This window comes from Rhizobium croatiense, from assembly GCF_019793465.1.
Lineage (GTDB): Bacteria > Pseudomonadota > Alphaproteobacteria > Rhizobiales > Rhizobiaceae > Rhizobium > Rhizobium croatiense.
The window spans coordinates 466,121-491,356 of sequence record NZ_JAILYJ010000002.1; the positions used below are offsets into that span (position 1 = coordinate 466,121).

Below are 25,236 nucleotides of genomic sequence, written 5' to 3' on the forward strand. Positions count from 1 at the left end.
CAGGGCAGAGGGGGGTGAGCATCCGCACCGACATTCGCATCAATACCCCAATGGCGGCAGCGGCCGGTCGTAGGGCTCGGCGGCGCGCATTTCGCTAGTGTCGTCGGTGCCGAGATCCTGATAGGCGCGGTAGGTCAGCACCAGCAGGAAGGCGAGGAAGGAAAAGGAGATGACGATCGCCGTGAGGATAAGCGCCTGCGGCAGCGGGTTGGCGGTGCCGGCGGGCAAGGCGTCGAGACCCGCCGGGATGATCGGCGGCACCTCACGTGTCAGCCGGCCTGATGTAAAGAGCAGCAGGTTGACCGCATTGCCGAGGATGGCGATGCCGAGCATGATGCTGATCGAGAATCTCGACAGCATCAGATAGATGGCGGCGGCAAAGAACAGGCCGACGAGGATCGCAAGAAGCGGCTCCATCACTCCACCTCCTTTTCTTCCAATGACAGCGCTATCGAGGTGATGGCGCCGAGCACGACGAGATAGACGCCGACGTCGAAGAGCATGACGCTCGACAGCGGCACCTCGAGGCCGAGAAGGTTCGGGTAGATCCAGAGGCCGGTCATGAAGGGAACGCCGAAGAGGATGGAGAGAAGACCGGCCGCGGTCGACAGTAAGAGGCCGCAGCCGGCAATCGACAGCGGATGGAAGAACAGGGCGCGGCGAACGGCGGCGACGCCGCGGGCAATGCCGTAGATCGCCAGTCCCGAGGCGGCGATCAGCCCGCCGATGAAGCCGCCGCCCGGCTCATTATGGCCGCGCAGCAGCACGAAGACGGAAAAAAGCAGCATCAGCGCGGTGAGAAACGGGGCGATAGTGCGGAAGATCAGGGTGTTCACGTGATCACTCCCCTGCTCCGACCGCATCCGGATCATTGGCGGCAAGCTTGCGCTCGCTGCCGGCGCGGATGCGGATCAGCGCCAGGATGGCAAGGCCGGTCACGGCGACGACAGCGATTTCGCCGAGCGTGTCGGTGCCGCGGAAATCGACGATGATGACGTTGACGACATTGGCGCCGTGGGCGATCGATTTGGAATAAGCGTTGAAGAATAGTGTCAGCGCGTCGTTGAACGGCAGCTGCGTTGCCCGCAGCAGCAAAAGCGAAAAACCGAGACCGCAGGCAAGCGCCAGCGCACCGTGCAGTAGCCTGCGACCGGGTGAGCGCCGATCGTCGGGAGAGAGCCGAAGCCTGGTCATGACCAGGGCGAGGATGACCACCGAAAGCGTTTCGACCATGAATTGGGTGAAGGACAGGTCCGGCGCGCCGAACAGCAGGAAAATGACGGCGACGGCGAAGCCCTGGATGCCGAGCGAGACGATTGCCGTTAGCCGGTCGCGGGCGACGAGCACGGCGGCAAGGCCGAAGGCGGCGATCAGGAACACCGCCCATTCATACAGCCTGACATCTGCCGGCCAGGCGGGAAGGTGCGGCAGTTCGCCATAGAGGATCGGGGGAATGATGAGGATGGCGGCGAGGCAGAGGAAGGTGCAGGCGACATAGATCTCCAGCCGTCCCGGCTGGACAAACCGGATGAGGCGGCCGGCGAAACGGACAAGACCCATCATGGCAAGGTCGAAACCATGGTCCGGCCCGCGCCCGGCCGCGCGCAGAAAAACCGCCATCCAGAAACGTGCCCGATCGAGCCGCCAGTAGACGCCGATGCCGAGCAGCACGGTCAGCAGCGAAAGGGCCAAGGGCAAGCCGATATGCGGCGCCAGCGAAATGGAAATCTCAACCGGGGTCCCGCGGATCGCGGTTGCGATCGGCGAGGACAGAGCGGCATGGGTGAAGCTCGCAAAAATTGCCGACAGCAGGCCGAGGACGGCGAGAACGGCCGGGCCGAGCCAGAGCAGGACGGGCGCCTCATGCGCGGCTTTCGGCGTCTGCGCCGGCTGGCCGAGGAAGGGTTTCAGCGCCACGGCAAAGGCGACGGCGAACATCAGCGCGTTGCCGAAGACGGCGATCGCCGTGAAGGTGATGGCGCGAATGTCGCCGCCGACGAGCGCCATATAGATCTCCTCCTTGGCGAGAAAGCCGAAGAAGGGCGGCAGGCCGGCCATGGAGAAGGCCGCGGCAAAGGCGATGATCCATGTCAGCGGCATCGCCCGCCTGAGGCCGCCGAGCCGGGTGATGTCACGCGTGCCGGTCTCGTGATCAATGATGCCGGCGACCATGAAGAGTGCCCCCTTGAACAGGGAATGCGCCACCAGATAGAGCGCCGCCGCCGCCACCGCGTAGTCGGAACCGAAGCCGATCAGCATGACGAGCAGGCCGAGCGAGGAGACGGTGGTATAGGCGAGCACGAGCTTCAGGTCGGTCTGGCGGATGGCAAGCGCCGTGCCGACCACCAGCGTCAGCCCGCCGAAGAAGGGCAGAAGGATTTCCCAGGCGGGCGTTGCGCCCATGACCGGATTGAGCCGCATCAGCAGATAGACGCCGGCCTTCACCATGGTGGCCGAGTGCAGGTAGGCCGACACCGGCGTCGGCGCCTCCATAGCGTTCGGCAGCCAGAAGTGAAAGGGAAACTGCGCCGACTTGGTGAAGGCGCCGCCGAGCACCAGAAGGAGGGCCGCGAGATAGAGCGGGCTTTCGCGCAGCATATCGCCCGACCCGATCAGCTGCGACATCTGCGTGACGCCCGACATGTTCCAGAGAATGAGCAGGCCGGCGAGCAGGCAGAGCCCTCCCCCGCCGGTGACGACAAGCGCCTGCAGGGCGGCGCGACGAGCCGCCTCGCGCTCGTGATCGAAGCCGATCAGCAGGAAGGAGGTGATCGACGTCAGTTCCCAGAAGATGAAGAACATCAGGAAGCTGTCGGACACGACGATCCCGAGCATCGCGCCCATGAAGAGAAAGATGAAAGAGAAGAAGCGGCCCTGATCCCTATGTCCCCTGAGATAGGCGCCGGCATAGAGCACGATCAGCGTGCCGATGCCGGTGATCAGCAGCGCGAAAGCCAGCGACAGGCCGTCGAGGAACCAGGAAAAGGAGAGGTTGTAGCTCGGCACCCAGGCATAACCGCCGGTGACGGCCTGACCGCGCGCGACCTGCGGAAGCAGGCGCAGAAAATGCAGGAAGGCAAACAGCGGAGCGGCCGCCAGCAGCCAGGCGCCGTTTGCGCCGAGGATGCGGATGACGAAGGGAGCGGCAAGAGCGCCGGCGAGCGGCAGACACAGGGCCAGAAATGTCAGAGCCGTGACATCGGCCATGTCTCCTCCTCTACCGGCCAGACGGAACGCCGATCTCAAATCGGCTCGTCTTCTGACTTAGGCGAAACGGGAGGGCGTCTCAAGCGTTTTCGGTCACCGGCCAATGCCGCGCGGGAAAGTTCGAAGCGGTCAGGCGGCCGAGCGGGAAAGACGCGTCAGCAGCCGGACGACGCAGCCGTGCAGGATGAAAAGGACAAGCGTCAGCGGCCACAGCAGGCACGCGACGAGGCCGGCGAGACGATGGAGCGTCAAGCCGTCATGATTGGCCCAGCCTTCCAGCATCGTGACCGCTATGGCGGCCGCGGTCACGAGACCGTAGAGCAGGACGATTGCCGCTTCAAACACCAATGTTTCCTCAATGCACGTAACATTAACCCTAACAGAAAACCCTTAATGGATGTAAAAGCAAGCGTCTTCCCTGAATTGCCGTCTGCCGCGATGCTCACGGCACGGCGCCGGAGGCTTGATGAAGCAAGGACGGCGCACCACATTTTCTCGCAAGAAGGAACCGCCCCTCGGCGAAAGGAGCACGTCATGTCCGAAACTGCAACCACCGCCAAGATTCATAAAACCGATGCCGAATGGAAAGAGCAGCTGACGCCCGAGCAATACCGCATCACCCGCCAGCACGGCACCGAGCGCGCCTTCACCGGCCCCTACTGGGATTCCGTCGAGACAGGGCTTTACCGCTGCGTCGGATGCAACGCGCCGCTCTTCCGCTCCGACACGAAATTTGATGCCGGCTGCGGCTGGCCGAGCTATTTCGAAGCCGTGTCGCCCGATGCGGTGACCGAACACCGCGACACGACCTACGGCATGGTGCGCACCGAAATCCGCTGCGGCACCTGCGACGCCCATCTCGGCCACGTCTTCCCCGACGGCCCGCCACCGACCGGTCTGCGCTACTGCATCAACGGGCACGCCATGGTGTTCGAGCCGGGGAAATAGGCCGCACCGATCCTTCGTCTGGCAAGCAAGGGACGTACGTCGTCAGTTTGAAGCGACGCGCGACTGGACCGAGGTTTGCAGACGCCGTCGTTGCACGACCTTGACCGTGAGAGGATTGAGGTGGTGTCGCTCCAGCTCGCAGCTGGCAGAACGGACCAAATTTTTCTTCGTCCTATTGAATCGGAAATCGTCAAAAACCAACTAATCTGGCGCCAGCCGAGCGCCCGGTTTGGAGGCCGCAAAGCCTCGTCGCAGATCGCAGCTCGGAGGCGCTTGACGCAGATTGCTCGTCCAACATCGCGGTAGGGAAGGAGAGAATGATGAGACCCGATGTGTTCAAACAGCCTGTCACCATTTTTGTTGGCCTTGGATTTCCTGCGGAGCTCCGAACGGTCATGGAGGCATATCGGCATCTTGACGAATGGCCGGCCATATCCCGAGACGCGGCCCATTCGATTGCGCTGAAGGCCTGTGCTGCCGCCCTCCGTGGCGAAATCGACGCGGAAACTGCTCGTGGCCTGTTCGTCGCGTTTGCAGAGAAGCATGATCTCCTGGCACAGCAGGCCGGCCGTCGCGGCTTCGCCGTAGCAGCGGAACAAGGGGCCGCACGTACGTGAGCGCGCCCATGGGGGAATTGCCTCGCGGGAGACAAAGGGCTCCTTGACCTCATCGGACCCGCCGTTGCAAAGTTCAGCAAGCGGGTCCGCAAGCCAAGATCGATCGGAGGCGGCCGGATGGTGGCCGCCATACTTGTTTGGATCAGCTCCTGATGGCGATGCGCTTGACCTGTGACTGAGCCTTTTCGGTCTTAGGCAAACGGACGGTCAGGATGCCGTTCTTGAAGGTGGCCTCGACCTGATCTTCCTTGACCTCGGTGCCGAGCGGGATGCGCCGCTCGAAACGGCCGTAGTAGCGCTCCGAGAACTGCTTCTCCTTGTCTTCGGTCTCCGAACGCTTTTCACCTTTCAGCGTCAGAACGCCGTCATCGAGGAGGACTTCGATGTCCTTTTCCTCAAGGCCGGGTACTTCGGCCGTCACCTTGATTTCCTTGTCGGTATCGGAGATTTCGACACTCGGCCAGCCGGCACCGAACCCGCTGACGCCACGCAGTGACGGCAGCCCGGAGCCGGAGCCGCGGAAAACATCGTCGAACAGCCGATTGACCTCGCGATGGAGCGACAGGAAGGGATCGCGGTCGTCGTCGCGAAGGAGACTCAGACCCTGGTTGCCGTTGTTGCGACCCCAGGGAATCAAATCACGGACACTCATGGTTTTACTCCTTTCTGGTGGTTCCTGGGCAAGCTCTTCGTTTGGCGCCAGGCCATTCCCGGCGCCATGTTTGCCTGCGGCCGGCGAAGCTTAAGCCGCGTGCTTCCCGGCCTCGATCTCTTTCGGCCGCGCCTTCGACATTGCCTGACCCGTTTCGATTCCGATCTGGCGTGGCTTCATCTCTTCAGGAATTTCGCGTTTGAGAGCGATGGTCAGCAGACCGTCGACGAGGCCGGCATCCACGACCTTCACGTGATCGGCAAGTTCGAACTGACGCCGGAACCGTCCGGCAATGCCGCGATGCAGGTATTGAACATCTTCGCCGTTGGCTTTCTGCCCTGCGACAATGAGCATGTTCTGCTCTTGAGTGATCGCCAGCTCGTCCCGCGAGAAGCCCGCTACCGCCATAGCGATGCGGTAATCATCCTCGCCGGCTTTGACGATGTCGTAAGGCGGCCAGTTGTCGACTGTTTCGGCACGCCTTGCAGCCTCGAGCGCGTTCAACATCCGCTCGAAGCCGATGCTCGACCGGAACAGGGGAGAGAAGTCGAGGTTTGCACTCATAGCCATATCCTCCTTACAAGCAACATGGATACAAGGAGACGCCAAGAGCGACCGGCGTCTCCTGGACCTTTGTGTCGATCCCTATTTGGCGACCGACAATATTTATATAATTCAGTGTCTTACCAATTCAAGAGGATCGAATTCCTCAACCAGAAAATTGATTTTTTAGAAGGCGCCACCATATCTGGGCGAAGCTTGAGCGAGGAGCAATGGCTATGACAATGACTTCAGAAGATGTCATCGCTGTCCTGGGGCCTGCCGACAAAATGTTTGTGGCCGAGGTCATCGCGACAGGTGCGACGCAGGCCGAACTTGCCGAGGCATTTGCATGGGCCAACAACGACGAGGCCTTGATGGGTGAGGGCCGGCATCTGCCGACAGGCAGGGTTGCCGTGCTTGTTGATCTGCTGAGATCGGATGAAGAGGAACTGGAATAGGAAAGGCGGATCACCCGCCTTCCCTAAACTACGCTTCATCAGGCGGTGGTGAGCACGCGGACATCGCCCTGCCGATTGATCACATCGACCACGACCTGGTGTCTCGACCGGCGGATCGCGACGTCAGCGGAGCCGTTACCGATCACCAGGCGTCGCAGGGTTACCTCGTCGAGGAAAGAAGGAAGTCGTGGCACGTTGAAGCTGATTTGCAAGTTGTTCGGGTCGAAATCCAGGCCCAGGCAGGATTGCAGCAGAGACACAGGTGCTGCTGCCGCCCATGCTTGAGGCGAGCAGGCGACCGGATAAGAGGTCGGCCCCCGTGCGCGCTGACGCGGCAGGCCGCAGAGGAGTTCGGGGAGCCGCCGCAGGTCGATATAGGTGGCGGCGGCAAACAGCCCCTCGAAGATTTGCGCCGCCTCGGCGCGATAACCGTAGCGGGCGAGGCCACTGGCAATCAAGGCATTGTCATGGGGCCAGATCGAGCCATTATGGTAGCTCATAGGATTGTAGCGGGCTTCGGTTGAGGGAATGGTTCGGATGCCCCAGCCACAGAAGGACGAGGCGCTCATCAAGGTGCGGGTCACCTGTGCAACCCGTTCAGGATAAGCAATACCGGTGAACAGAGCATGGCCGGCATTGGAGGATCGGACCCGGCAGGGCCGTTTATCCCCATCGAGAGCCAACACATAGGTGCCAAGTTCCTCATCGAAGAAGCTCATGTCAAAGGCGCGGCGCAGTCGCTCCGCCCGCGCAAGAAAGCTAGCCGCGCGTTCCGGCTTGCCCGTCCGCCGGAAGATTTCGGCAGCACTTTGCCAAGCGCCATAGACATAGGCCTGGACTTCAGCAATTGCGATTGGTCCCCTGGCCAATGTGCCGTCGGCATGAAACACCGAGTCGTAGCTATCCTTCCACGCTTGATTGATCAGTCCTTCTTGCGTCAGCCGCCCGTATTCGACGAAGCCGTCGCCATCGCGATCCCCATACTCGTCGATCCACATCAGTGCCGCTTCGAGATTCGGCAGGAGACGGTCGATCGTCGCGAGATCACCGGTTCGCTGGAGATAGGCGCCAACCAGCATCACGAACAGCGGCGTCGAGTCGATGCTGCCATAGTAACGCCGGAACGGAACCTCACCGAGTTCGGCCATTTCGCCGCAACGCACTTCGTGCAGGATCTTGCCCGGTTCGGCGTCTGAGGCAGGGTCAATGTTCGTCGCCTGGTTGGCCGCCAAGTGGCCGAGAACCCCGCGCGCGATCTCCGGATCCAGCCAAAGTGTCTGAAGCGCCGTGATCAAGGCGTCGCGGCCGAAGACGGTGCTGAACCAGGGAATGCCGGCATAAGGATAGGGGCCTTCCGGCTTGTCGGTGATCAGCATGTACAGGTCGGAGGCGCTGCGGCGCGCGACTTCGTTGAAGATCTCGTTGGAGGTTGTGATCGATGCCGCGCGCGAGGAAGAGGCGCGCAACGCACGGCGCGCATCCCGCAAGGCCAGGAAGAAGGAAAGACGGCTCAGTCGGTCGGCGGAGGTCTGATCGCAGCCGATCTGGATGAACAGCGATTTGGTCTCGTGCGGCTCCAGATGGAAATCGAAGGTGACAAGATCGCTACGGATCTCTGCCGGTTCCGGCATGAAGGAAAGTCTCGTCGACCGCTTGCGATCGTCCAGGCCAATATAGGAAAGCAGGATCCAATCCTGTTCCACGACGGCGGGAAGATGGCGCCCTCGCCTTGCCCTTGCGGTTCCGCGGACCTCGAAAAGATCGGCGAAATCGGCGTTGAACGCAATCTGGATTCGGACATGTTGCCGCCGGTCGTCATAGTTCCTCACGGCCAGCCGTTCATAACAACAGGCATTCCAGAGATAGCGCGACCTGCGCAGATGAATGAGGTCATGGCCGAGAACCAGCTTTCCCTTCTCATCGAACTGATCAGGATTGGTGAGATCGCAGGTCAGCGTTGCGTTGTCATCCCGCAGCGTCGACGACAGGAGCATCGGCCGCTGTCCGTTGATCGTCAGATAGAGATGCGAGAGATAACGGGTATCCCGGTAGAAAAGACCTTCCGGACTGCCGGGACCGGAAAGGGCATCTCCATTGTGATCGAAGAGCGCGAAACTGTCGCCGTGTTTCAGGGTGCGCGGCCGACGCTCCTGCAGCGACGCGGCGGCCGGTATGAAGAACTGAGCGACCGGCGCTGCCAGGCCTGACGATGCTGTGGCAAAACTGCTCTCCGCAGACACGTTCGACATGTCTCCTCCCTAACGTCAGGCGACGGCCAGCAGGTCGGGCGCCTCACCGTTCGACCGGCTGATCGGCGCGGCTTTGATACGAACGCCCGGCAGGTTACGATAGATGTCGAGATAATCACACGCCATTCGTTTCGCGGTGAAGCGCCTTTCAAACGCGGCCCGCACCCTGCGCCGATCGAAGCGGAGCGCCCATTCGACGTTCTCGACCGCTTCGGCGACACTGTCGACCAGGATGCCGGAGATGCCATTGTCAATGACCTCGGGGACCGAGCCACAGCCGAAAGCGATGACCGGCGTGCCGCAGGCCATGGCCTCGATCATCACCAGCCCAAAAGGTTCGGGCCAGTCGATCGGGAAGAGCAGAGCGCCAGCATTACCGAGGAAGTCAGCCTTCTGGTGTTCATTGATCTCGCCGATGTATTCCACATGCGGATGTGACTTTACCATTGGCTCGATCACGGTTTCCCAATAGGCCCTGTCGGCATTATCGATCTTGGCGGCGATCTTCAGCGGCATTCCGACCTTTGCCGCGATCTGGATCGCGCGGTCGGGGCGCTTTTCCGGAGAAATCCGCCCGAGGAAGGCAAGGTAATTGCCCTTCGTATTCTCCGTGAAAGGAAGTAGACCGGCCGGCAAACCATGATAAACCGTGCCGCGCCAGTTGACTGGTGGCATCGGGCGGCGCTGATCGTTGGAGATCGACACCAGCGGAACGTCCGGGAAGGCCGTGTAAAGCGGCTTGAGATCAGGCAGGTCTAGTCGCCCGTGCAGTGTGGTAACTGTGCGATCGGCGAAATCGCGGATCAGCGGGAAATGCAAGAGATCGATGTGGAAATGCAGCACGTCGAACTCATGCGCGCGCTGACGGATCTCCTCCAGCATCACGACCTGATGCGGCAGATGGTCCTTGACCGTCGGATTCAACCGAAGTGCGACGTTCGCACACGGCAGCAGTCTCGCGCGGGTGACGGAATCGCCGCTGGCAAACAGCGTGACCTCGTGCCCCTGGGCGGCGAGTTCTTCAGTCAGATAAGAGACGATCCGCTCCGTCCCGCCGTAGAGCTTGGGCGGGACGCTCTCGGCGAGCGGTGCAATCTGAGCGATCTTCATCGGCAAAACCTCCTCAGTTGAGCAAAGAGTCGTCGGCAAAAATCATGCCGGCGCCCTCAAGAGGCACGCGGCAGGTCAGATGGAGGGTCAGCTCTCAAATGGCTGTCGACGCCGTCCTCCTCTCGAATAGGTGCAAAGGCCGAATCCCGGCAGCCGGCGTGCCGGCAGTCTGTGGCGGCGGGTCCTCTGGGCACTGGAAGAAGCGGAGGAACCTTGCTCCCCAGATTGCCGATCACCCTTGTCCAACGTCTTCAGCGCTTCAAGAATCTCGTCATAGGAAACGGCTCCTTCCGCCCCGGGGTAAAGGCGAAGAGCAGGTACGGATTCGATCGCGAAGATATCGGATGCCCAGGAAGCGAGAATAGCCCGCTTTTCGTCATTGCTGATGTCCGGGGCGGTCAGCACGTCACGCGGGTGAATGAAATGTTTCGCCGGATGGAGCAGATGCGCCGCGCTGATCGCCGCCGTGGCCTGCTGCTGGATGGAATTGCTGATGTTTTCCTTTCTCATAGCTTGGCTCCATTGATGTTGACCGATGGAACTTCGTTCATTCGATAGTGCGCAGAGGCCCGCCCCGAAGGCGGGACGGGCCGAGCGATCGCTTAGAAGTCCATGCCGGCGCCGGCGGGCACGGCCTGAGCGGTTTCCTTCTTGGGCTTTTCGGCAATCATGGCTTCCGTCGTCACCAGCAGGCCGGCAACGGAGGCGGCATCCTGTAGTGCCGTACGCACCACCTTCGCCGGATCGATGACGCCCTGCGCATAGAGGTCGCCATATTCGCCGGTCTGGGCGTTCCAGCCATAGGAGAATTCGCTCTTTTCCCGTAGCTTGCCGACGATGATCGAACCTTCGGCGCCGGCGTTTTCGGCGATCTGGCGAACCGGTGCCTCGATGGCCCGGCGGACGATGTCAATGCCGACGCGCTGGTCATCATTGGCGGTCTTGATAGTGTCGAGCGCCTTGACCGCGCGTAGCAGCGCCACGCCGCCGCCGGGCAGAATGCCTTCTTCGACCGCTGCTCGGGTCGCATGGAGGGCATCGTCGACGCGGTCCTTCTTTTCCTTCACTTCGACCTCCGTCGAGCCACCGACGCGGATGACGGCAACGCCGCCTGCGAGCTTGGCGAGGCGTTCCTGCAGCTTCTCACGGTCGTAGTCGGAGGTGGTCTCTTCGATCTGGGCGCGGATCTGAGCGGTGCGACCGTCAAGTTCCGCCTTAGAACCGGCACCGTCGATGATGGTGGTGTTTTCCTTCTCGATCGCCACCTTCTTGGCCCTGCCCAGCATGTTGAGCGTCACATTCTCGAGCTTGATGCCGAGATCTTCGGAGATGACGGTGCCGCCGGTCAGGATGGCGATGTCTTCGAGCATGGCCTTGCGGCGGTCGCCGAAGCCGGGCGCCTTGACGGCAGCGATCTTCAGGCCGCCGCGCAGCTTGTTGACGACGAGCGTTGCAAGGGCTTCGCCTTCGACATCTTCGGCAATGATGAGGAGCGGCTTGCCCGACTGGACGACGGCTTCGAGAACCGGGAGCATCGACTGCAGGTTCGACAGCTTCTTTTCGTGGATTAGGATATAGGGATCCTCGAGCTCGACCCGCATCTTATCTTGATTGGTGACGAAATAGGGGCTCAAATAGCCGCGGTCGAACTGCATGCCTTCGACGACTTCGAGTTCGGTTTCGGCGGTCTTGGCTTCCTCGACCGTGATCACACCCTCATTGCCGACCTTTTCCATCGCTTCGGCGAGATAGCGACCAATCTCGGAATCGCCGTTGGCTGAAATGGTGCCGACCTGAGCGATTTCCGAATTGTTGGAGATCTTGCGGGCGTTGGCCTTCAATTCCGCGACGACGGCGTCGACGGCGAGATCGATGCCACGTTTCAGATCCATCGGGTTCATGCCCGAGGCAACAGCTTTGGCGCCCTCCTTGACGATCGCCTGGGCGAGAACCGTCGCCGTCGTGGTGCCGTCGCCGGCGAGATCATTGGTCTTTGATGCCACTTCGCGCAGCATCTGGGCGCCCATATTCTCGAACTTGTCTTCAAGTTCGATTTCCTTGGCGACGGAAACGCCGTCCTTGGTGATACGCGGCGCGCCGAAGGACTTATCGATCACGACGTTGCGGCCCTTCGGACCCAGCGTCACCTTCACTGCATTGGCCAGAACATCGACCCCGCGCAGCATGCGTTCACGGGCATCGCTATGAAATTTGACTTCTTTCGCAGCCATTCTGTCACTCCTTCAATAGGCAGCTTTTTTGACTAATGCGCGGAAATCGCCTCAGGCGGCGATCTTTTCGGCCGCCCGGGCCTCGATGATGCCCATGACATCGCTTTCCTTCATGATCAGCAGGTCTTCGCCGTTGATCTTGATCTCGGTGCCGGACCACTTGCCGAACAGGATGCGGTCGCCGACCTTGACGTCGAGCGGCTGGATCTGGCCCGCATCATCGCGCGCGCCGGGACCGACGGCGATGACCTCGCCTTCCTGCGGCTTTTCCTTGGCGGTATCGGGAATGATGATGCCGCCCTTGGTCTTTTCCTCGGAATCGACGCGGCGGACGAGAATGCGATCATGAAGCGGTCGGAACGACATGTTTTCCTCCAATGGACAAACAATAACGATGTTATTCCCCTGGCCGGACCGGATGACCAGTCCGGGCGGGTGCAAAACCTCGATCGAGCGTTCTGCGCGCAATGATCTGGTTTTGCGGTTTTTCCATTTCAAGAGGGTGCCATAAAAAAATTAGCACTCGTGCAAAGTGGCTGCTAACATCCTGTAAAGGAACAATAAACAGGGTGGACGCGTTCGGAAATCCGTTGATGGCGGCAAAATTTTGCGCCACCTTTCGAGCGTCATGAAACGGAGATGAAGTATGCAATTTTCATCGGATCTGGAACATCAGCTAAAAGGCTATGGACTGACCACTGCGCATATCCTCTATCGCATCCCTGATTTTGAATCCGTGCTGCAAACCTATGTCTGGCAGGATTACGATCTCGCCCCGGACTTTCCGGAAATGCACAAGTTTCTCGAATTCTGGCAGTCTACGCTCGACGGGCCGCTACATTCCGTTCGCTACACCCACCAGCGGCTGATCGGACCAAACGAATGGCGCCGCGTCATGGGCGAGTTCAAGCTCCACTAGCTCGATCCGCCATCGATCGCAGCCCGATCAGCCAGCCCCGCGTGGTCCTGCAAAGCCCGACCGATCACTCGTGCTCGGCCGGGCATGGCCAGGTTGCCGGCGTAGAGAGGCCGGAGGGGAGTTTGGTCGAGGCGTCGCCGCAGGCGAGGTCGATCTGCGCCTGTTCGAGCCCGGCGGCGGCCGAGAGGTCTAAACCTTCGATGCGGGTCAGGAACATGAAGGCGCGCTCGAATGTTGCCGGGCCTCCGAACGTGGCGTTGGAGAGATCGGCGCGGGAGAGATTGGCGAAGGAGAATTTCACCCCCGTCAGCACCGCCTTGTCGAAATCGGCGCGGCCGAGTTCGGCCTTTTCGAAGCTCGCACCGGAGAGCCGCGCGCCGCCGAAATTGGCGCGCTGCAGCTCGGCGCCGGCAAAGGAAGCGCCTTCGGCGGCAATATTGGCGAAGCTGGCGCGATAGGCCTCGACCTTGGCGAAGTTGGCCCCTTCGGCATGTGAACCCTCGAGCGAGGCGCGCACCAAAGTCGCCTTCTCCAGATTGGCGGATTTGAAATTTCCGCCGCTGAGATCGGTCAGCGAGAAATCGGTGCTGAAGAGATTGGCGCCTTCGAGATCACTGCCCTGCAGCATCAGGTTCTTCTTCGAGCATTCCTGCCAGTCGAGCTTCGGTGAGGCCGTGCTGCCGCAATCGGCGGCACGCGTGGAGATCGGAGCGGAGGCGAGAAGAAGCAAGGCAAGGAGGCCGAGCGGCGATCTATGCATTACCATTGAACTGTTGATCTCCATGACGCTTCACGCCGCCTCTCGCGAAGCAGGCGGCCTCTCATTTCTACACAGCTCAGAATACAATAAAAAGATGGCGAGCGCGCTGGCAATGATTTGCCGTTTCACTGCGTCCGAAGCGCCCATCCGTGCCCAGGCAGGCGGTCATCCGCATTTGCCCGGGCAGGCTGTCAGTCGGCCTTGCCGGGCAGGTGATCATCCGCCTGCCCGGGCAGGCCGTCAGTCGGCCTTGCCGGGCAGACGAAGCTCCATGCAGGTGAGATCCAGCCAGCGGCCGAACTTGGTGCCGACCTCGGAAAATCTGCCGGCGATGCGGAAGCCGAGCTTCTCGTGCAGCCGGATCGAGGCGGCGTTCTCAGCCTCGATGCCGGCGATCATCACGTGGATATCGGCGGCAGCGGCACGCGCAATCAGCGCCCGCATCAAGGCCTCGCCGATACCGGCGCCGCGGCAATCCTTGTCGACATAGACGGAATGTTCGACCGTGTGGCGATAGCCCTCGAAGGCGCGCCAGTCGCCATAGGAGGCGTAGCCTGCGACCTTGCCCGACATCTCGGCGACGATGACGGGAAAGCCGCGCCCCTTGCGCGCGTTCAACCATTCCCGCCGGTTTTCGAGATCGACGAGCGTCTCGTTCCAGATCGCCGTCGTGTGCTCGACGGCATGATTGTAGATGACGCGGATGGCGGGAAGATCGGCTTCGGTGGCGTCGCGAAGGAGGACGGCGTCTGTCATGGCTGGTCCGGTTCGATTGGCTGTCAGGGGTGGCATACGCCGCGGTGCAAAAGATGTAAACGGCGGACGGCGAAGAGACGCCGCTTGCGGGTGGCTGCGCTGAGGCCGCCCCTCAGAAACCCTGCACAGGCAGGCTGAAACAGGTGAAGACGGCCGAATAGTGCACGGCGGCGGCGGTGACGACGAAACCATGCCAGATGGCGTTCTGGAAGCGCAGCTTCTCCCAGACATGGAAGATGACGCCGAGCGAATAGAGGACGCCGCCGATAACAATCAGCAGCATCGAGGCGGAGGGGATGCGCGCGGCGACAGGCCCGGCCACCAGCACGCCGCTCCAGCCCATGGCGAGGTAAAGCAGGATGGCGAGACGATCGTAACGGCCGGGAAAGACGCATTTCAGGACGATGCCGACAGCGGCGAACAGCCAGATCGCCACCAGCATGAACAAGAGCAGCGGATCGTCGGCGCCGCGCTCGAGGAAGGGCGTATAGGTGGCGGCGATCAGGACGAAGATCGCCGAATGATCGAAGCGGCGCAGAAACCATTTGGTGCGCGAGACCGGCCAGACATTGTAGGAAAAGGAAATGGCAAGCGTCAGCACCAGTCCGACGCCATAGATCCAGGCGGCGGCGAGCGCGCCGTAGGAGCACCAGACGGTGGCGTAGAAGATCAGCACCGTGGCGCCGATCAGCGCCAGCACGAGGCCGACGCCGTGGACGATGCCATCGGCGATCAGTTCATACCTGTCGTAAGCCCAGCGAATGCCGTTGAACTCAGCCATGCGCGCCAATCCATTTCGTCCCCTGCCTCGATGGTCGCACCGAACGGATGGCGGCGCAACAGCGGCACATCGCGGGCGCGGTAAATCTTCGTGACAGGTCACGCGGTGCCTGCCGCGCTTTAAGCGTGGCGAGCGGAGAAAAGGGAAAGCGCGCGCTCAGATCTTGTGCCGTTCGACCAGCACGGAGCACTTGGCATGGCGCACGACGCGGTCGGCCGTGGCGCCGATGAAGTAGTTGGAAAAATCCGGCACATGCGAGGCGAGGATGATGAGGTCGGCGTGATGGCTTTCGGCAGCCGCAATGATGGCCTTGGCCGGCGGGCCGTTGCGGATTTCGACGGTTGCCGCGACTTCGGTTGCGGTGACCAGCGCCTGCAGCCTGTCGCGGCCGTCCTTCATGGCGTCATCCAGCATATTGGCCGGCAGTTCGATCGCGACATAGGTCGGCACATCCTCGACGACATTGAGCGCGATGATCTCGCCGCCCTCGTCGAGCAGCGATGCGGCCTTGCGGAGGATATCTTCTCCCCTGCCGAGACCGCCGAGCGCAATCGCCACGATTATCTTCCTGTACATGGCTTCCCTCCATGACTGAGATGCATAAGCTTCTTCTTAAGAAGATATGGACGCATTGATCGTGATCAAGTCGGCGGGACACGTCAGCGAAGCAAATCAGCGCAAGCGATTGTCAACGCTTGCTCAACGCTTCATCCTCAAAAACGAGGCTTCTGTGAACAATGGCGATGGGCCATATAGGAATCAAGTACGGCAGCCGAGAGGATATCAGGCACATGAACCGGCGACAGTTTCTCGAGCTTGCCACGGGCGGCATGGTTGCCGCCACCGCCGGTGCGCCTTCGATTTCACAGGCAGGAGAATTATCCATGACGACCGAAACATCCTATGCGCTGACGCGGCCTGCCTATATCGACCAATCGCATCTCGTCGTTAAAGACCTCGGTCTTGTTTCCGGCTTCTATCAATCGATGCTCGGTCTGAAAGTCATCGAAAAGACGGCAAGCGGCGAAGTTCTCGGGGTCGGCGCTCTGCCGCTGCTGACGCTGACGACCGCCGGGAATGCCGCCATCGCGCCGCGCAACGCCGCCGGGCTGTTCCACACCGCCTTCCTGATGCCCGACCGCACCGAACTGGCGCGCTGGCTACGCCATGCGGCGCATAACAATGTCGTGCTCGACGGCGCCTCCGACCATCTCGTCAGCGAGGCGATCTACCTTTCCGATCCCGAGGGCAACGGCATCGAAATCTATGCCGACCGGCCGCACGAGCAATGGAAGTTCCAGCAGGACGGCATGATCGAGATGGCGACGCTGCGCCTCGACCTGCAGGCACTCCACGACAGCGCACCGGATGAGCGCTGGGACGGCATGGCGGACGGCACGGCCATCGGCCATCTGCATCTGCAGGTCGGCGATATCCCTCAGGCCGATGCCTTCTACCGTGACGTGCTCGGCCTGAAACTGATGGCGAGCCGTCCCGGCGCCAGCTTCTTTGCCACCGGCGGCTATCATCACCACCTCGCCGCCAATATCTGGAACAGCCGGGGCGCGGCCCCGCGCACCGGCAATATGACCGGGCTTTCGGACTACAAGATCCGTTTCAACGACAAGGCGACGCTCGATGCGGCGGTCTCGAAGCTCGACGCGCTGGAGATCGACAGCGAAAAGCGCGATGGCGGCGTCTTCCTCAGGGATCCCTGGGGCATCGGCCTGACGCTGTCGGCCTGAACTCCATCTATTGAACCTTTTCGGTTCCGGATGGCGTCGTCACCCCGGTCGGTCCGCCACCGCTTCCGCTCGGCGTCGGGTCGCGGTCCGTCGCTTCGGGCGGCCGTGCAGGGCCGGAGGCCGGGTCATCGTCGAAGGTGCCGGGGCCGGACGGCTGCGCATTGATCGGATCCGGCTTCGTCGATGCCGTCGCCGTCGGATCGTTATTGGTGGGGTCGGGCCAGATCGCCACGCTTACGCCGGCAATGATGAGGACCGCCGCACCCGCCACGAGGACGGTCCAACCCCACCACCGCCTGCGATCGGCAGCTTTGAGCTTGGTCTCGTCCGCATAAGGGGGATTGGTCGAAAAGCTCTCGGTGACCTTGGTCTGATCGCGATCTGCAGTCATGAGCTATCTCCTTCAGAGATCGAACGTCCGCGACTGGGAGGTTGTTCCGGCAGGCGGATCAAATCCACGCGGTCGTCGATGAGGGCGGAGGTTTCCTGCCGATCGCCCCTGCGGCAAGCCGAGGGAACATCTGTCGACGTCGCATGACCTCAAACGGAACCGGAACCGCATCAGCGCGTTTTCGTGGCGAAGCAATGGGCTTCGGGGACCTCACCGCATGGGCATCGCCAACGGCATCCGCAAACAAGCAAGGAAGATCGCCATCGGCGAACGCCATACCAGCGCCTGGGCGAAGTCATTGAGGGAGACGGCGGAGGAATTGCCTTCCCCGCCGGTGCATCGGCTTGAAAAGGACGGGCTTGATATCAGCATGGCCTGGGCGATCATCGGCATCTTCGCCATACTCGGCCTTGCCGCCGTCTACATGATGTCGCTGATCCTCATTCCCATCACCCTTGCCGTCGTCGTCGGCATGATCCTCGGCCTCGCCGCGGAAAATCTCGGCAAAATGGGCGTGCCGCGGCTCGCCAACGCTTTCCTTCTGTCGAGCGCCGTCGCCCTGGTGATCGCTCTGCTGGCCAATTCGCTTGTCGGTCCGCTGACGATGCTTGCCAACGAAGCGCCGGCCTTCGTCGAGCGGACGATCAGCCGCATCATGCCCTACCTCGAGCGCATCGAATGGCTGCACATCACGCCGGCGACATTCGAAAGCGGGCCGATGTCGATCGGCGCGCTGCTCGAAAACACCGGCAACGTCCTGCATTTGGTGACCACGAGCCTGACGCCGGCGCTGGTGCAGGGGCTGATCTTTTTCGCCGCACTGCTGCTCTTCCTCGCCAGCCGGGTCAATCTGCGCAAGACGATCATCATGACCTTCCGCACCCGCCCGCAGCGGCTGGCGGCGATCCGCGTCATCAATGCCGTCGAGCAGGTGCTCGGCTTCTATTTCGCCACCGCCTCGCTGATCTATGTCGGGCTCGGCGTCGTCATGACGATCATCGCCTATGCGAGCGGATTGTCGGCACCGGTGCTGTGGGGCTTTTTCGCCTTCCTGTCGAGCTTCATTCCCTATCTCGGCATCACGCTGATGACGCTGTCCGTCGCCATCGCCGGCATCATCACCTATGACGGCTTCATCGTCGGCCTGATGCCGGCCGCCGCCTTTTTCACCGTGCACCTCGTCATGGAGAACCTGATCTTCCCGGCGGTGATGGGACGGCGGCTGGAAATCAACCCCTTCATCGTCTTCCTGGCCATCCTGTTCTGGACCTGGATGTGGGGCGCGGTCGGGGCGATGCTGGCGCTGCCGCTGTCGCTGATCGTGATGACGGTTATCGAGGAATTGCTGATCGAAGAAAGACCGCAGCCGCAATTGCCGAAGTGATCAAGCGAGGAGACATCCGTGGCATCCGATCTCGATCTCGACGAAGCCGACCATGAGCAGATGGTCAGCGGCCGTTCGCTCTGGGGACGAACCGGCATACGGCCCGTATGGCAACCGATCGGTGAGAGCTTTTCCGCCGATGTCGCGGTGATCGGCGGCGGCATCACCGGCGCGCTGGTCGCAGAGCACCTTGCGGCGCGCGGCTTCTCCGTTGTCATCATCGACCGGGAAGAGCCGGGTTTCGGCAGTACCGCCGCCAGCACCGCCATGCTGCAATGGGAGATCGACAGCACGCTCAGCGAGCTCGAGACCTGGTATGGCTTCGAGCGCGCCGCCGGCATCTATCGCCGCAGCGCCGCTGCCGTCGCAGGCCTTGCCAAGCTGATCGCCGCAAACGCGATCGCCTGCGGCTTCCGGCCGCGCAACACGCTCTATCTCGCCGCCAACCAGGAAGGCGCCCGCGACCTGCTGGAAGAGCGCCAGTTGCGGCGCCGGGCCGGCCTTCCCGGCGTCTATCTCGAACATCCCGATCTCTTCACCCAGTTCGAGCTCGATCGGGATGGGGCGATCTATTCGCCGGGGTCGGCGGAGGCCGATCCGCTGCTCTTGACCTGGGCGCTGATCGCGATGGCTATGCGGCACGGCGCGCAGCTGGTCAGCGCTTCGGTGACCGCGCTGCACAGCGAAGGCGACCACGTGACGGTCGAGACCGATGGCGCCCATGTCATCGAAGCGCGGCATGTGGTGCTGGCGACCGGCTATTCGATGCCGGGCCTCGACATGCCGAAGCTGCACCGGACAAGCTCGAGCTGGGCATTCGCCACCGTGCCGCAGAACCCCGCGACGTTCTGGCGCGATAGGGCGTTGATCTGGGAGGACAGCCATCCCTATCTCTACATGCGCACGACCGCCGACAATCGCATCGTCGCCGGCGGCGAGGACGATGGCACGACCGACCACGCAGCGCGGAATCGCCGGCTACCGTCCAAGATTCGCGCAATCCAGGAGAAGATGAAGCGGCTCTGGCCGAGAGCCGATACCCGCATCGCCCATGCCTGGGGCGGAACCTTCGGCGAAACGGCCGACGGCCTGCCGCTGATCGGGCCGGTGCCCGGCATGCCGCATGTGGTTGCCGCCTATGGTTACGGCGGCAACGGCATTACCTTTTCCTATCTCGCCGCCCAGATGATCGGCGCGATGATTGCCGGCATGCATCGCGACTGGTTCGAGGATTTCGCGCTCGATCGGGATGGGCCGGGGCTGCGGCGGTTTGGGGAAGATGGGCCGCGGGTTGGGGATGAGCTGAGGTAGAGATAAGGTAGAGGCTCCGCATTGACTGTCGTGCCGTGGCCGCCCCCTCTGCCCTGCCGGGCATCTCCCCCACAGGTGGGGAGATCACAAGAGGCCTGACCTTCGCGCCCGTCTACCGTTACGGCGGGTTGCAGCGTTGATTGTTTGGGGAAGCCATTGCGCCCCGTCAATCTCCCCACCTGTGGGGGAGATGCCCGGCAGGGCAGAGGGGGCTGACACGGCACGCCCTTGCGGAACTACTCCGTCGTCCGATCGTCGCCCACATCCTCGACATCATCGAGCCGGACGAATTCCGTACCCCTCGCTTTCAGATCGACCAGCGCCTTCGCCACCCCCTCGCCGGCCGCATGGGTCGGCTGGTTGATGTGGGAGATGACGACATCGCCGTCTTTGGCCGAGGCGATGCGCTTTTCGGTGATTGCGGCGCCGAGCAGCGAGCCGCCGTCGCCGTTCACCGAATAGCCGGCGATGCGATAGCCGAGGGCGCGGATTTCGCCGATGGCGGAAAGGTCATATTTGGCGGTCGAGCCGCGGAACCAGTGCGGTGCGGGGATGCCGGAGGCGAGCATGGCGGCAGCGCCGCCTTCGACCTCCTGTCGGACGGCTTGCGGCGAGCCGGCGGAGGCGATGCCATAGACAAGTGTCGGCGTATCGACGGCCGGAATGTGGTTCTCGCCATGATTTTCGAGTTCGAACAGGTCGGGGTTCTGCAGGAAGACGGCGAGCGCGGCGGGGTTCCGCTTCAGCCAGCGGGCGGTGACGAAGACCGTCGCCGGAATGCGCTCGCGCACCAGGGTCGACAGGATGCGCTCGTCGGCCTGGCCCATGCAGGCATCGAAGGTCAGCGCAATGCGGGCATGGCCTGATATATTGGAGCGGGCGATATGCAGATGCGGCTCGACGAGCTTGACCACCGGGTTCTTCACGACCGGGGCGGCGGCGGCCGGCAGCGGCGGCGTTTCGGCCGCACACAGCGTGGAGAGGCCGGCCAGCAGAAACGCCGAAGCAAGCAAGATGCGGTTCATGGAAGGACTTCTATGATTTCATCGGCCGAGTTTAGCGACTGCATTGGTCCACCGCCATGCGGCCGGTCAGCGCAGCCAATGGGACAGGCGATCAATCGTAGAGATAATATTTTTCCCACTTCTCGCGCGGCACCTTGTCGCCGATCTGGTAATCGAGCTGGCGCACGTTGATATGCTGCGGACCGGTGACGCAGGTGTAGGAGAGATGGTACCAGTCGCCCTTGCTGCGGAAGACCGCGCCCGGCGCCTGCAGCGAATTGTCGCCGGCGATCGGGTCCTTGAAGGTATAGGCGATCACCTTGTCGGGCTTGAAGCCGGTGCTGTCCTGGTTGATGCGGCTCATCGCCTCGGTGTCGCAGCTCTGCTCCAGACGGGTCGAGGGATCGAGCTTTTCCAGCTGCTTCTTGATGGCGGGATCGACTGCAAAGGCGGGGGCAGCAAGGCCGACGAGGGATACAAACAGGAGCAGGTGTTTCGGCATTGAAGAAAATCCCTTGCTGTTGTCCAGTCTTGACCCTGCCACCGACAGCTTGCCGAGGACTTGGCACGTGCAAATTTCGATCTGCGATAGCGGACATTCTTAAATATTGTGGTGACATCAAGGCAGGGCGGACCGAGCCGTCCCCTTGCCTGTGGAAGGTCACCTCGCCCCTTGGCGCTTGATCCCGGACCGGCGCGCCTCTATCTCTTGCCAACCCGACATTCCCACCGGAGCTATTCCTTGTCCGTTTTCAAGAACCTGCCGACACCGCCCGCCGCACCGAAGAAGCCCGTCTCCGATACGCGCCACGGCATTACCCGCACGGACGACTATGCCTGGCTACGCGCCGACAACTGGCAGGCGATGTTCAAGGATCCTTCGATCCTCGATCCCGAGATCCGCCGGCATCTCGAAGCCGAAAACGCCTATATGAATGCGGCGATGGAGGACACCAAGCCGCTGCAGAAGGTGCTGTTTTCCGAAATGCGCGGCCGCATCAAGGAAGACGACAGCTCGGTGCCGGTGAAGGACGGCGCCTATGCCTACGGCACGTCCTACGTCACCGGCGGCGAGCAGCCGCGCTATTTCCGCATTCCTCGCGATGGCAGCGTCGCCGACGAGACGATCCGCACGGTGCTGCTCGACGGCGACAAGGAAGCATCAGGCAAGGCCTATTTCCGCCTCGCCGGCCTCGACCATTCCACCGACCACGGCCGCGGCATCTGGGGCTATGACGACAAGGGCTCGGAGTTCTTTACGCTGAAGGTGCGCGACCTTTCGACCGGCCAGGATCTCGACGATGTGATCGAGAATACCGGCGGCGGCGGCGTCTGGGCGCCTGATGGCAAAAGCTTCTTCTATTCGGCGCTCGATGAGAACCACCGGCCCTCGAAAGTGTTCCACCACATTGTCGGCCGGCCGCAATCGGAAGACCGGCTGGTCTACGAGGAAGCCGATGCCGGCTTCTTCATGGGCGTCGGCGGCTCCCTGCTTGATGACTTCATCTATATCGATATCCACGACCACGAGACGAGCGAGTACCGGCTGCTGTCGACCAAGGATCTCACGGCCGAGCCGAAGCTGGTGGCGGCGCGCGAGGAAGGCATCGAATATTCGCTGACCGAGGGCGGCGACATCTTCTACATCCTGACGAATGACGGCGGCGCCAAGGATTTCAAGATCATGGAAGCGCCGGTTGATAAGCCGGGCAAGGAAAACTGGCGCGAGGTCGTGCCGCATAAACCCGGCACCCTGATCATCAGCCACATGGCCTATGCCCGCCATCTGCTGTGGCTGGAGCGCAAGGACGGGCTGCCGCAGATCATGATCCGCGATCGGGCGACCGGCGAGGAACATGCGATCGCCTTCGCCGAGGAAGCCTATTCCCTGGGACTTTCGGGGGCGGCGGAATACGACACGGATGTCATCCGCTTCTCCTATTCCTCGATGACGACGCCGTCGCAGCTCTATGATTACAACATGGTGACGCGCGAGCGCACCCTGCTCAAGACGCAGGAGGTGCCGTCGGGCCACAATCCCGAGGACTACGTCACCCGCCGCGTCTTCGCCCCGGGATGGGACGGCGAGACGGTGCCGGTCACCCTGCTCTATCGCAAGGACACGCCGCTCGACGGCACGGCCCCCTGCCTGCTCTACGGCTACGGCGCCTACGGCATCACCATTCCGGCCGGCTTCAACACCAATTGCCTGTCGCTCGCCGACCGCGGCTTCGTCTATGCCATCGCCCATATCCGCGGCGGCAAGGACAAGGGCTTTGCCTGGTACGAAGACGGCAAGATGGATAAGAAGACCAACAGCTTCAAAGACTTCATCGCTGCGGCCGACTATCTGAATCAACAGAAGTTCACCTCTTACGCGAAGATCATCGCCGAGGGCGGCTCGGCCGGCGGCATGCTGATGGGCGCCGTCGCCAACATGGCGCCGGAGAAATTTTCCGGCATCATCGCCGCCGTTCCCTTCGTCGACGTGCTCAACACCATGCTCGACGACACCTTGCCGCTGACGCCGCCGGAATGGCCGGAATGGGGCAACCCGATCGACAGCAAGGAAGAATACGAGCAGATCGCCGCCTATTCGCCCTATGAAAATGTCGGTGCCAAAGCCTACCCGCCGATCCTGGCACTCGCCGGCCTGACCGACCCGCGCGTCACCTATTGGGAGCCGGCCAAATGGGTGGCGAAGCTGCGTGAGGAGACGACCGGCGCGGCGCCGATCCTGCTCAAGACCAACATGGACGCCGGCCACGGCGGCGCCTCGGGGCGCTTCCAGCGGCTGGAGGAGATTGCGTTCGAGTATGCGTTTGCGATCAAGGTGGCGGGGAAGATGTAAAGGGTCGATAGAGGGGGCTGGCACGGCACAACAGGCCTAGGGAGACACTGAAATGCCCATCTATATCGCCCTCCTCCGCGCCGTAAACGTCGGCGGCACCGGCGCCTTGCCGATGGCCGAGCTGAAGGCGATCTGCGAAGATCTCGGCTTTACCGACGTCAAAACCTACATCCAGAGCGGCAATGTACTCTTCCGCTCGGATGAGTCCGAAACGGCGGTGGAGGAAAAGCTCGACGCGGCGCTCGGCAAGAAGATGGGCAAGCGGCCGGGCGTGATGGTGCGCAGCCGCAAGGAGCTCGACAAGATCGCCGCCAACGCCCCCTTCCCCGACGCCAAGCCGAACTTTCTGCTGGTCTACTTCCTGCCCGAAAAAGCCCCTGCCGATGCGCTGGAGAAGATGGTGGCGCCCGACGGCGAGGAGGCAAAACTCGCGACCCGGGAAATCTATGTGCATTATCCCAATGGTTCCGGCCGCTCGAAACTGAAGCTGCCGGCGCTGAAGCCGGGGACCTCGCGCAATCTCAACACCGTGCGCAAGCTCGCCGATATGGCGGCGGCGATGGAAGGCTAAAGCTAGGCCCTCGGCATTTCCGCCACCGGCAGGAAGAGCATCTTCACGAAGGTGCGGAGCATCAGCACCTGTTCGGCCAGCGTGTTCGGCTCTTTCAGCGTCTTCGACAGAACGATGCCCCCTTCCAGGACGGAAGACACCATGTCGGCGAGCTGGTCGACATTGATGGGCTCGCGCGGCGGATAGACCTCCATGATGTCGCGGAGCATGCGGCCGAAACGGCGCCGCCAGGCAAGCACCGCATTGCGGTTGGTCTCCTGTATCTCCCGGTCGAACAGCCGCTCGTAATAGCACACGGTCGCCACAAGGCAGCCGGGATGGCCGTTCGGCAGATCTGAGAGCAGTTCGGACAGCAGCTTGAGGCCAAGCAGGAAGGTTTGCAGCGGATCGTCGGTCAGATCGCGCGCACGGCTGAATATCTCGTCGTAGATGCGCTCGTCATTTTCGATGTAGCGGTTGAGCAGCGCCTTGGCGAGCTCGTTCTTGTCCCTAAAATGATAGAAGAAGCCGCTCTTGGTGATGCCCGTCTCGGCGATTAGCTCCTCGATGGAGGTGCCGCCGAAACCCTTCTGCAGGACAGCCGCTTCGGCCACATCGAGGATACGGGTCCTGGTTTCCTCGCCCTTTCGCATATCCCCTCCTGCACCGGCGGTACAGTTTTGATCGCCGCACGTTCAGATCCTGCCTGCGTCCCCGGCAGCTTCGGTTACGCCAAGCGATTGATATCAACCGGCAAAAACCAAAACCG

The 25,236-nt window shown here is 62.0% G+C and carries 28 protein-coding genes; 9 read left to right on the top strand and 19 right to left on the bottom strand.

The window, feature by feature from the left end; all coding sequences use genetic code 11:
* Positions 1-39 precede the first annotated feature (39 nt).
* From K6M89_RS04980 to K6M89_RS04995, 4 genes are all read right to left on the bottom strand, one after another.
* Positions 40-417 (bottom strand): Na+/H+ antiporter subunit C, encoded by a 378-nt coding sequence (locus tag K6M89_RS04980; protein WP_222138616.1) that lies wholly within the window; start codon positions 415-417, stop codon positions 40-42.
* A complete protein-coding gene (locus K6M89_RS04985; protein ID WP_222138617.1) occupies positions 417-836 on the bottom strand; it encodes a Na+/H+ antiporter subunit B in 420 nt (139 codons plus the stop codon). Before K6M89_RS04985 ends, K6M89_RS04980 begins: the two co-directional genes overlap by 1 nt.
* A gap of 4 nt (positions 837-840) precedes the next feature.
* Positions 841-3,207 carry a putative monovalent cation/H+ antiporter subunit A gene (locus K6M89_RS04990; protein WP_222138618.1) on the bottom strand — a complete coding sequence of 789 codons (2,367 nt, stop codon included), beginning with the start codon at positions 3,205-3,207 and terminating at the stop codon, positions 841-843.
* 129 nt (positions 3,208-3,336) lie between these two features.
* A complete protein-coding gene (locus K6M89_RS04995) occupies positions 3,337-3,552 on the bottom strand; it encodes a hypothetical protein (RefSeq protein WP_222138619.1) in 216 nt (71 codons plus the stop codon).
* A 189-nt stretch (positions 3,553-3,741) separates the two neighbouring features.
* On the opposite strand from K6M89_RS04995, the gene msrB reads away from it, so the two are divergent.
* Both msrB and K6M89_RS05005 read left to right on the top strand, forming a co-directional pair.
* Positions 3,742-4,155 carry a peptide-methionine (R)-S-oxide reductase MsrB gene (msrB, locus tag K6M89_RS05000; protein WP_222138620.1) on the top strand — a complete coding sequence of 138 codons (414 nt, stop codon included), beginning with the start codon at positions 3,742-3,744 and terminating at the stop codon, positions 4,153-4,155.
* Between the two features lie 320 nt (positions 4,156-4,475).
* Positions 4,476-4,772, top strand: coding sequence for a DUF982 domain-containing protein (locus K6M89_RS05005; RefSeq protein ID WP_376744678.1), 297 nt, complete (start codon positions 4,476-4,478; stop codon positions 4,770-4,772).
* 142 nt (positions 4,773-4,914) lie between these two features.
* Here the strand turns inward: K6M89_RS05005 and K6M89_RS05010 are convergent, their stop codons facing one another.
* Positions 4,915-5,424: an Hsp20/alpha crystallin family protein gene (locus tag K6M89_RS05010; protein ID WP_222138622.1), complete on the bottom strand. Its 510-nt coding sequence runs from the start codon at positions 5,422-5,424 to the stop codon at positions 4,915-4,917.
* A 90-nt stretch (positions 5,425-5,514) separates the two neighbouring features.
* Positions 5,515-5,988, bottom strand: coding sequence for an Hsp20 family protein (locus tag K6M89_RS05015; RefSeq protein WP_222138623.1), 474 nt, complete (start codon positions 5,986-5,988; stop codon positions 5,515-5,517).
* 215 nt (positions 5,989-6,203) lie between these two features.
* On the opposite strand from K6M89_RS05015, the gene K6M89_RS05020 reads away from it, so the two are divergent.
* Positions 6,204-6,425: a hypothetical protein gene (locus tag K6M89_RS05020; protein WP_222138624.1), complete on the top strand. Its 222-nt coding sequence runs from the start codon at positions 6,204-6,206 to the stop codon at positions 6,423-6,425.
* 38 nt (positions 6,426-6,463) lie between these two features.
* On the opposite strand, the gene K6M89_RS05025 is transcribed toward K6M89_RS05020, so the two are convergent.
* The 5 genes from K6M89_RS05025 to groES form a co-directional block, all read right to left on the bottom strand.
* On the bottom strand, positions 6,464-8,674 hold the full coding sequence (locus K6M89_RS05025) for an amylo-alpha-1,6-glucosidase (protein WP_222138625.1): 2,211 nt from the start codon (positions 8,672-8,674) through the stop codon (positions 6,464-6,466).
* Between the two features lie 15 nt (positions 8,675-8,689).
* Positions 8,690-9,784 carry a glycosyltransferase family 4 protein gene (locus K6M89_RS05030; protein WP_222138717.1) on the bottom strand — a complete coding sequence of 365 codons (1,095 nt, stop codon included), beginning with the start codon at positions 9,782-9,784 and terminating at the stop codon, positions 8,690-8,692.
* Positions 9,785-9,871: 87 nt separating this feature from the next.
* Positions 9,872-10,294 (bottom strand): hypothetical protein, encoded by a 423-nt coding sequence (locus tag K6M89_RS30925; protein ID WP_222144607.1) that lies wholly within the window; start codon positions 10,292-10,294, stop codon positions 9,872-9,874.
* A gap of 92 nt (positions 10,295-10,386) precedes the next feature.
* A complete protein-coding gene (groL, locus tag K6M89_RS05040) occupies positions 10,387-12,015 on the bottom strand; it encodes a chaperonin GroEL (protein ID WP_097580153.1) in 1,629 nt (542 codons plus the stop codon).
* Positions 12,016-12,066: 51 nt separating this feature from the next.
* On the bottom strand, positions 12,067-12,381 hold the full coding sequence (gene groES, locus K6M89_RS05045) for a co-chaperone GroES (protein WP_097580152.1): 315 nt from the start codon (positions 12,379-12,381) through the stop codon (positions 12,067-12,069).
* Between the two features lie 280 nt (positions 12,382-12,661).
* On the opposite strand from groES, the gene K6M89_RS05050 reads away from it, so the two are divergent.
* Positions 12,662-12,934 (top strand): usg protein, encoded by a 273-nt coding sequence (locus tag K6M89_RS05050; protein WP_097580151.1) that lies wholly within the window; start codon positions 12,662-12,664, stop codon positions 12,932-12,934.
* A gap of 64 nt (positions 12,935-12,998) precedes the next feature.
* Here the strand turns inward: K6M89_RS05050 and K6M89_RS05055 are convergent, their stop codons facing one another.
* The 4 genes from K6M89_RS05055 to K6M89_RS05070 all read right to left on the bottom strand — a co-directional run bounded on the left by K6M89_RS05055 (position 12,999) and on the right by K6M89_RS05070 (position 15,807).
* The gene (locus K6M89_RS05055) at positions 12,999-13,700 is read right to left on the bottom strand and encodes a pentapeptide repeat-containing protein (protein ID WP_097580313.1); all 702 of its coding nucleotides are present in this window, start codon (positions 13,698-13,700) and stop codon (positions 12,999-13,001) included.
* 234 nt (positions 13,701-13,934) lie between these two features.
* Positions 13,935-14,450: a GNAT family N-acetyltransferase gene (locus K6M89_RS05060; protein WP_222138627.1), complete on the bottom strand. Its 516-nt coding sequence runs from the start codon at positions 14,448-14,450 to the stop codon at positions 13,935-13,937.
* Positions 14,451-14,562: 112 nt separating this feature from the next.
* Positions 14,563-15,231 (bottom strand): PAQR family membrane homeostasis protein TrhA, encoded by a 669-nt coding sequence (gene trhA / locus K6M89_RS05065; protein WP_097580149.1) that lies wholly within the window; start codon positions 15,229-15,231, stop codon positions 14,563-14,565.
* Positions 15,232-15,387: 156 nt separating this feature from the next.
* Positions 15,388-15,807, bottom strand: coding sequence for a universal stress protein (locus K6M89_RS05070; RefSeq protein ID WP_097580148.1), 420 nt, complete (start codon positions 15,805-15,807; stop codon positions 15,388-15,390).
* Positions 15,808-16,022: 215 nt separating this feature from the next.
* On the opposite strand from K6M89_RS05070, the gene K6M89_RS05075 reads away from it, so the two are divergent.
* A complete protein-coding gene (locus K6M89_RS05075; RefSeq protein ID WP_222138628.1) occupies positions 16,023-16,976 on the top strand; it encodes a VOC family protein in 954 nt (317 codons plus the stop codon).
* Positions 16,977-16,983: 7 nt separating this feature from the next.
* Here the strand turns inward: K6M89_RS05075 and K6M89_RS05080 are convergent, their stop codons facing one another.
* On the bottom strand, positions 16,984-17,367 hold the full coding sequence (locus tag K6M89_RS05080; RefSeq protein ID WP_222138629.1) for a hypothetical protein: 384 nt from the start codon (positions 17,365-17,367) through the stop codon (positions 16,984-16,986).
* A gap of 217 nt (positions 17,368-17,584) precedes the next feature.
* On the opposite strand from K6M89_RS05080, the gene K6M89_RS05085 reads away from it, so the two are divergent.
* Both K6M89_RS05085 and K6M89_RS05090 read left to right on the top strand, forming a co-directional pair.
* Positions 17,585-18,751 carry an AI-2E family transporter gene (locus K6M89_RS05085; RefSeq protein WP_097580146.1) on the top strand — a complete coding sequence of 389 codons (1,167 nt, stop codon included), beginning with the start codon at positions 17,585-17,587 and terminating at the stop codon, positions 18,749-18,751.
* A gap of 18 nt (positions 18,752-18,769) precedes the next feature.
* Complete coding sequence (locus K6M89_RS05090) at positions 18,770-20,062, top strand: NAD(P)/FAD-dependent oxidoreductase (protein WP_222138630.1); 1,293 nt, start codon at positions 18,770-18,772, stop codon at positions 20,060-20,062.
* Positions 20,063-20,298: 236 nt separating this feature from the next.
* Here the strand turns inward: K6M89_RS05090 and K6M89_RS05095 are convergent, their stop codons facing one another.
* Both K6M89_RS05095 and K6M89_RS05100 read right to left on the bottom strand, forming a co-directional pair.
* Positions 20,299-21,087, bottom strand: a complete 789-nt coding sequence (locus tag K6M89_RS05095) for a polysaccharide deacetylase family protein (protein ID WP_222138631.1) — start codon at positions 21,085-21,087, stop codon at positions 20,299-20,301.
* A gap of 91 nt (positions 21,088-21,178) precedes the next feature.
* Entirely contained in the window at positions 21,179-21,568 is a 390-nt protein-coding gene (locus K6M89_RS05100) for a DUF930 domain-containing protein (protein WP_222138632.1), read from the bottom strand.
* 240 nt (positions 21,569-21,808) lie between these two features.
* Here K6M89_RS05100 and K6M89_RS05105 point away from each other — a divergent pair, with 240 nt between their 5' ends.
* Together K6M89_RS05105 and K6M89_RS05110 are read left to right on the top strand one after the other, a co-directional pair.
* Positions 21,809-23,917, top strand: a complete 2,109-nt coding sequence (locus K6M89_RS05105) for a S9 family peptidase (protein ID WP_222138633.1) — start codon at positions 21,809-21,811, stop codon at positions 23,915-23,917.
* Positions 23,918-23,969: 52 nt separating this feature from the next.
* Entirely contained in the window at positions 23,970-24,488 is a 519-nt protein-coding gene (locus K6M89_RS05110) for a DUF1697 domain-containing protein (RefSeq protein WP_222138634.1), read from the top strand.
* A 2-nt stretch (positions 24,489-24,490) separates the two neighbouring features.
* Here K6M89_RS05110 and K6M89_RS05115 read toward each other — a convergent pair whose 3' ends face one another.
* Entirely contained in the window at positions 24,491-25,120 is a 630-nt protein-coding gene (locus K6M89_RS05115) for a TetR/AcrR family transcriptional regulator (protein ID WP_183747922.1), read from the bottom strand.
* Positions 25,121-25,236: the final 116 nt, after the last annotated feature.

Excerpts from the sequence above, each read along its gene's own strand:
- groL (WP_097580153.1), bottom strand. The coding sequence starts at position 12,015 with ATGGCTGCGAAAGAAGTCAAATTTCATAGCGATGCCCGTGAACGCATG.
- groES (WP_097580152.1), bottom strand. The coding sequence starts at position 12,381 with ATGTCGTTCCGACCGCTTCATGATCGCATTCTCGTCCGCCGCGTCGAT.
- K6M89_RS05115 (WP_183747922.1), bottom strand. The coding sequence starts at position 25,120 with ATGCGAAAGGGCGAGGAAACCAGGACCCGTATCCTCGATGTGGCCGAA.
- K6M89_RS05085 (WP_097580146.1), top strand. The coding sequence starts at position 17,585 with ATGGGCATCGCCAACGGCATCCGCAAACAAGCAAGGAAGATCGCCATC.
- K6M89_RS05070 (WP_097580148.1), bottom strand. The coding sequence starts at position 15,807 with ATGTACAGGAAGATAATCGTGGCGATTGCGCTCGGCGGTCTCGGCAGG.
- K6M89_RS05055 (WP_097580313.1), bottom strand. The coding sequence starts at position 13,700 with ATGGTAATGCATAGATCGCCGCTCGGCCTCCTTGCCTTGCTTCTTCTC.
- K6M89_RS04990 (WP_222138618.1), bottom strand. The coding sequence starts at position 3,207 with ATGGCCGATGTCACGGCTCTGACATTTCTGGCCCTGTGTCTGCCGCTC.
- K6M89_RS05005 (WP_376744678.1), top strand. The coding sequence starts at position 4,476 with ATGAGACCCGATGTGTTCAAACAGCCTGTCACCATTTTTGTTGGCCTT.
- K6M89_RS05080 (WP_222138629.1), bottom strand. The coding sequence starts at position 17,367 with ATGACTGCAGATCGCGATCAGACCAAGGTCACCGAGAGCTTTTCGACC.
- msrB (WP_222138620.1), top strand. The coding sequence starts at position 3,742 with ATGTCCGAAACTGCAACCACCGCCAAGATTCATAAAACCGATGCCGAA.
- K6M89_RS05060 (WP_222138627.1), bottom strand. The coding sequence starts at position 14,450 with ATGACAGACGCCGTCCTCCTTCGCGACGCCACCGAAGCCGATCTTCCC.
- K6M89_RS04980 (WP_222138616.1), bottom strand. The coding sequence starts at position 417 with ATGGAGCCGCTTCTTGCGATCCTCGTCGGCCTGTTCTTTGCCGCCGCC.
- K6M89_RS30925 (WP_222144607.1), bottom strand. The coding sequence starts at position 10,294 with ATGAGAAAGGAAAACATCAGCAATTCCATCCAGCAGCAGGCCACGGCG.
- K6M89_RS05095 (WP_222138631.1), bottom strand. The coding sequence starts at position 21,087 with ATGAACCGCATCTTGCTTGCTTCGGCGTTTCTGCTGGCCGGCCTCTCC.
- K6M89_RS05025 (WP_222138625.1), bottom strand. The coding sequence starts at position 8,674 with ATGTCGAACGTGTCTGCGGAGAGCAGTTTTGCCACAGCATCGTCAGGC.
- K6M89_RS05110 (WP_222138634.1), top strand. The coding sequence starts at position 23,970 with ATGCCCATCTATATCGCCCTCCTCCGCGCCGTAAACGTCGGCGGCACC.
- trhA (WP_097580149.1), bottom strand. The coding sequence starts at position 15,231 with ATGGCTGAGTTCAACGGCATTCGCTGGGCTTACGACAGGTATGAACTG.
- K6M89_RS05010 (WP_222138622.1), bottom strand. The coding sequence starts at position 5,424 with ATGAGTGTCCGTGATTTGATTCCCTGGGGTCGCAACAACGGCAACCAG.
- K6M89_RS05030 (WP_222138717.1), bottom strand. The coding sequence starts at position 9,784 with ATGAAGATCGCTCAGATTGCACCGCTCGCCGAGAGCGTCCCGCCCAAG.
- K6M89_RS05075 (WP_222138628.1), top strand. The coding sequence starts at position 16,023 with ATGAACCGGCGACAGTTTCTCGAGCTTGCCACGGGCGGCATGGTTGCC.
- K6M89_RS05100 (WP_222138632.1), bottom strand. The coding sequence starts at position 21,568 with ATGCCGAAACACCTGCTCCTGTTTGTATCCCTCGTCGGCCTTGCTGCC.
- K6M89_RS05020 (WP_222138624.1), top strand. The coding sequence starts at position 6,204 with ATGACAATGACTTCAGAAGATGTCATCGCTGTCCTGGGGCCTGCCGAC.
- K6M89_RS05015 (WP_222138623.1), bottom strand. The coding sequence starts at position 5,988 with ATGAGTGCAAACCTCGACTTCTCTCCCCTGTTCCGGTCGAGCATCGGC.
- K6M89_RS05050 (WP_097580151.1), top strand. The coding sequence starts at position 12,662 with ATGCAATTTTCATCGGATCTGGAACATCAGCTAAAAGGCTATGGACTG.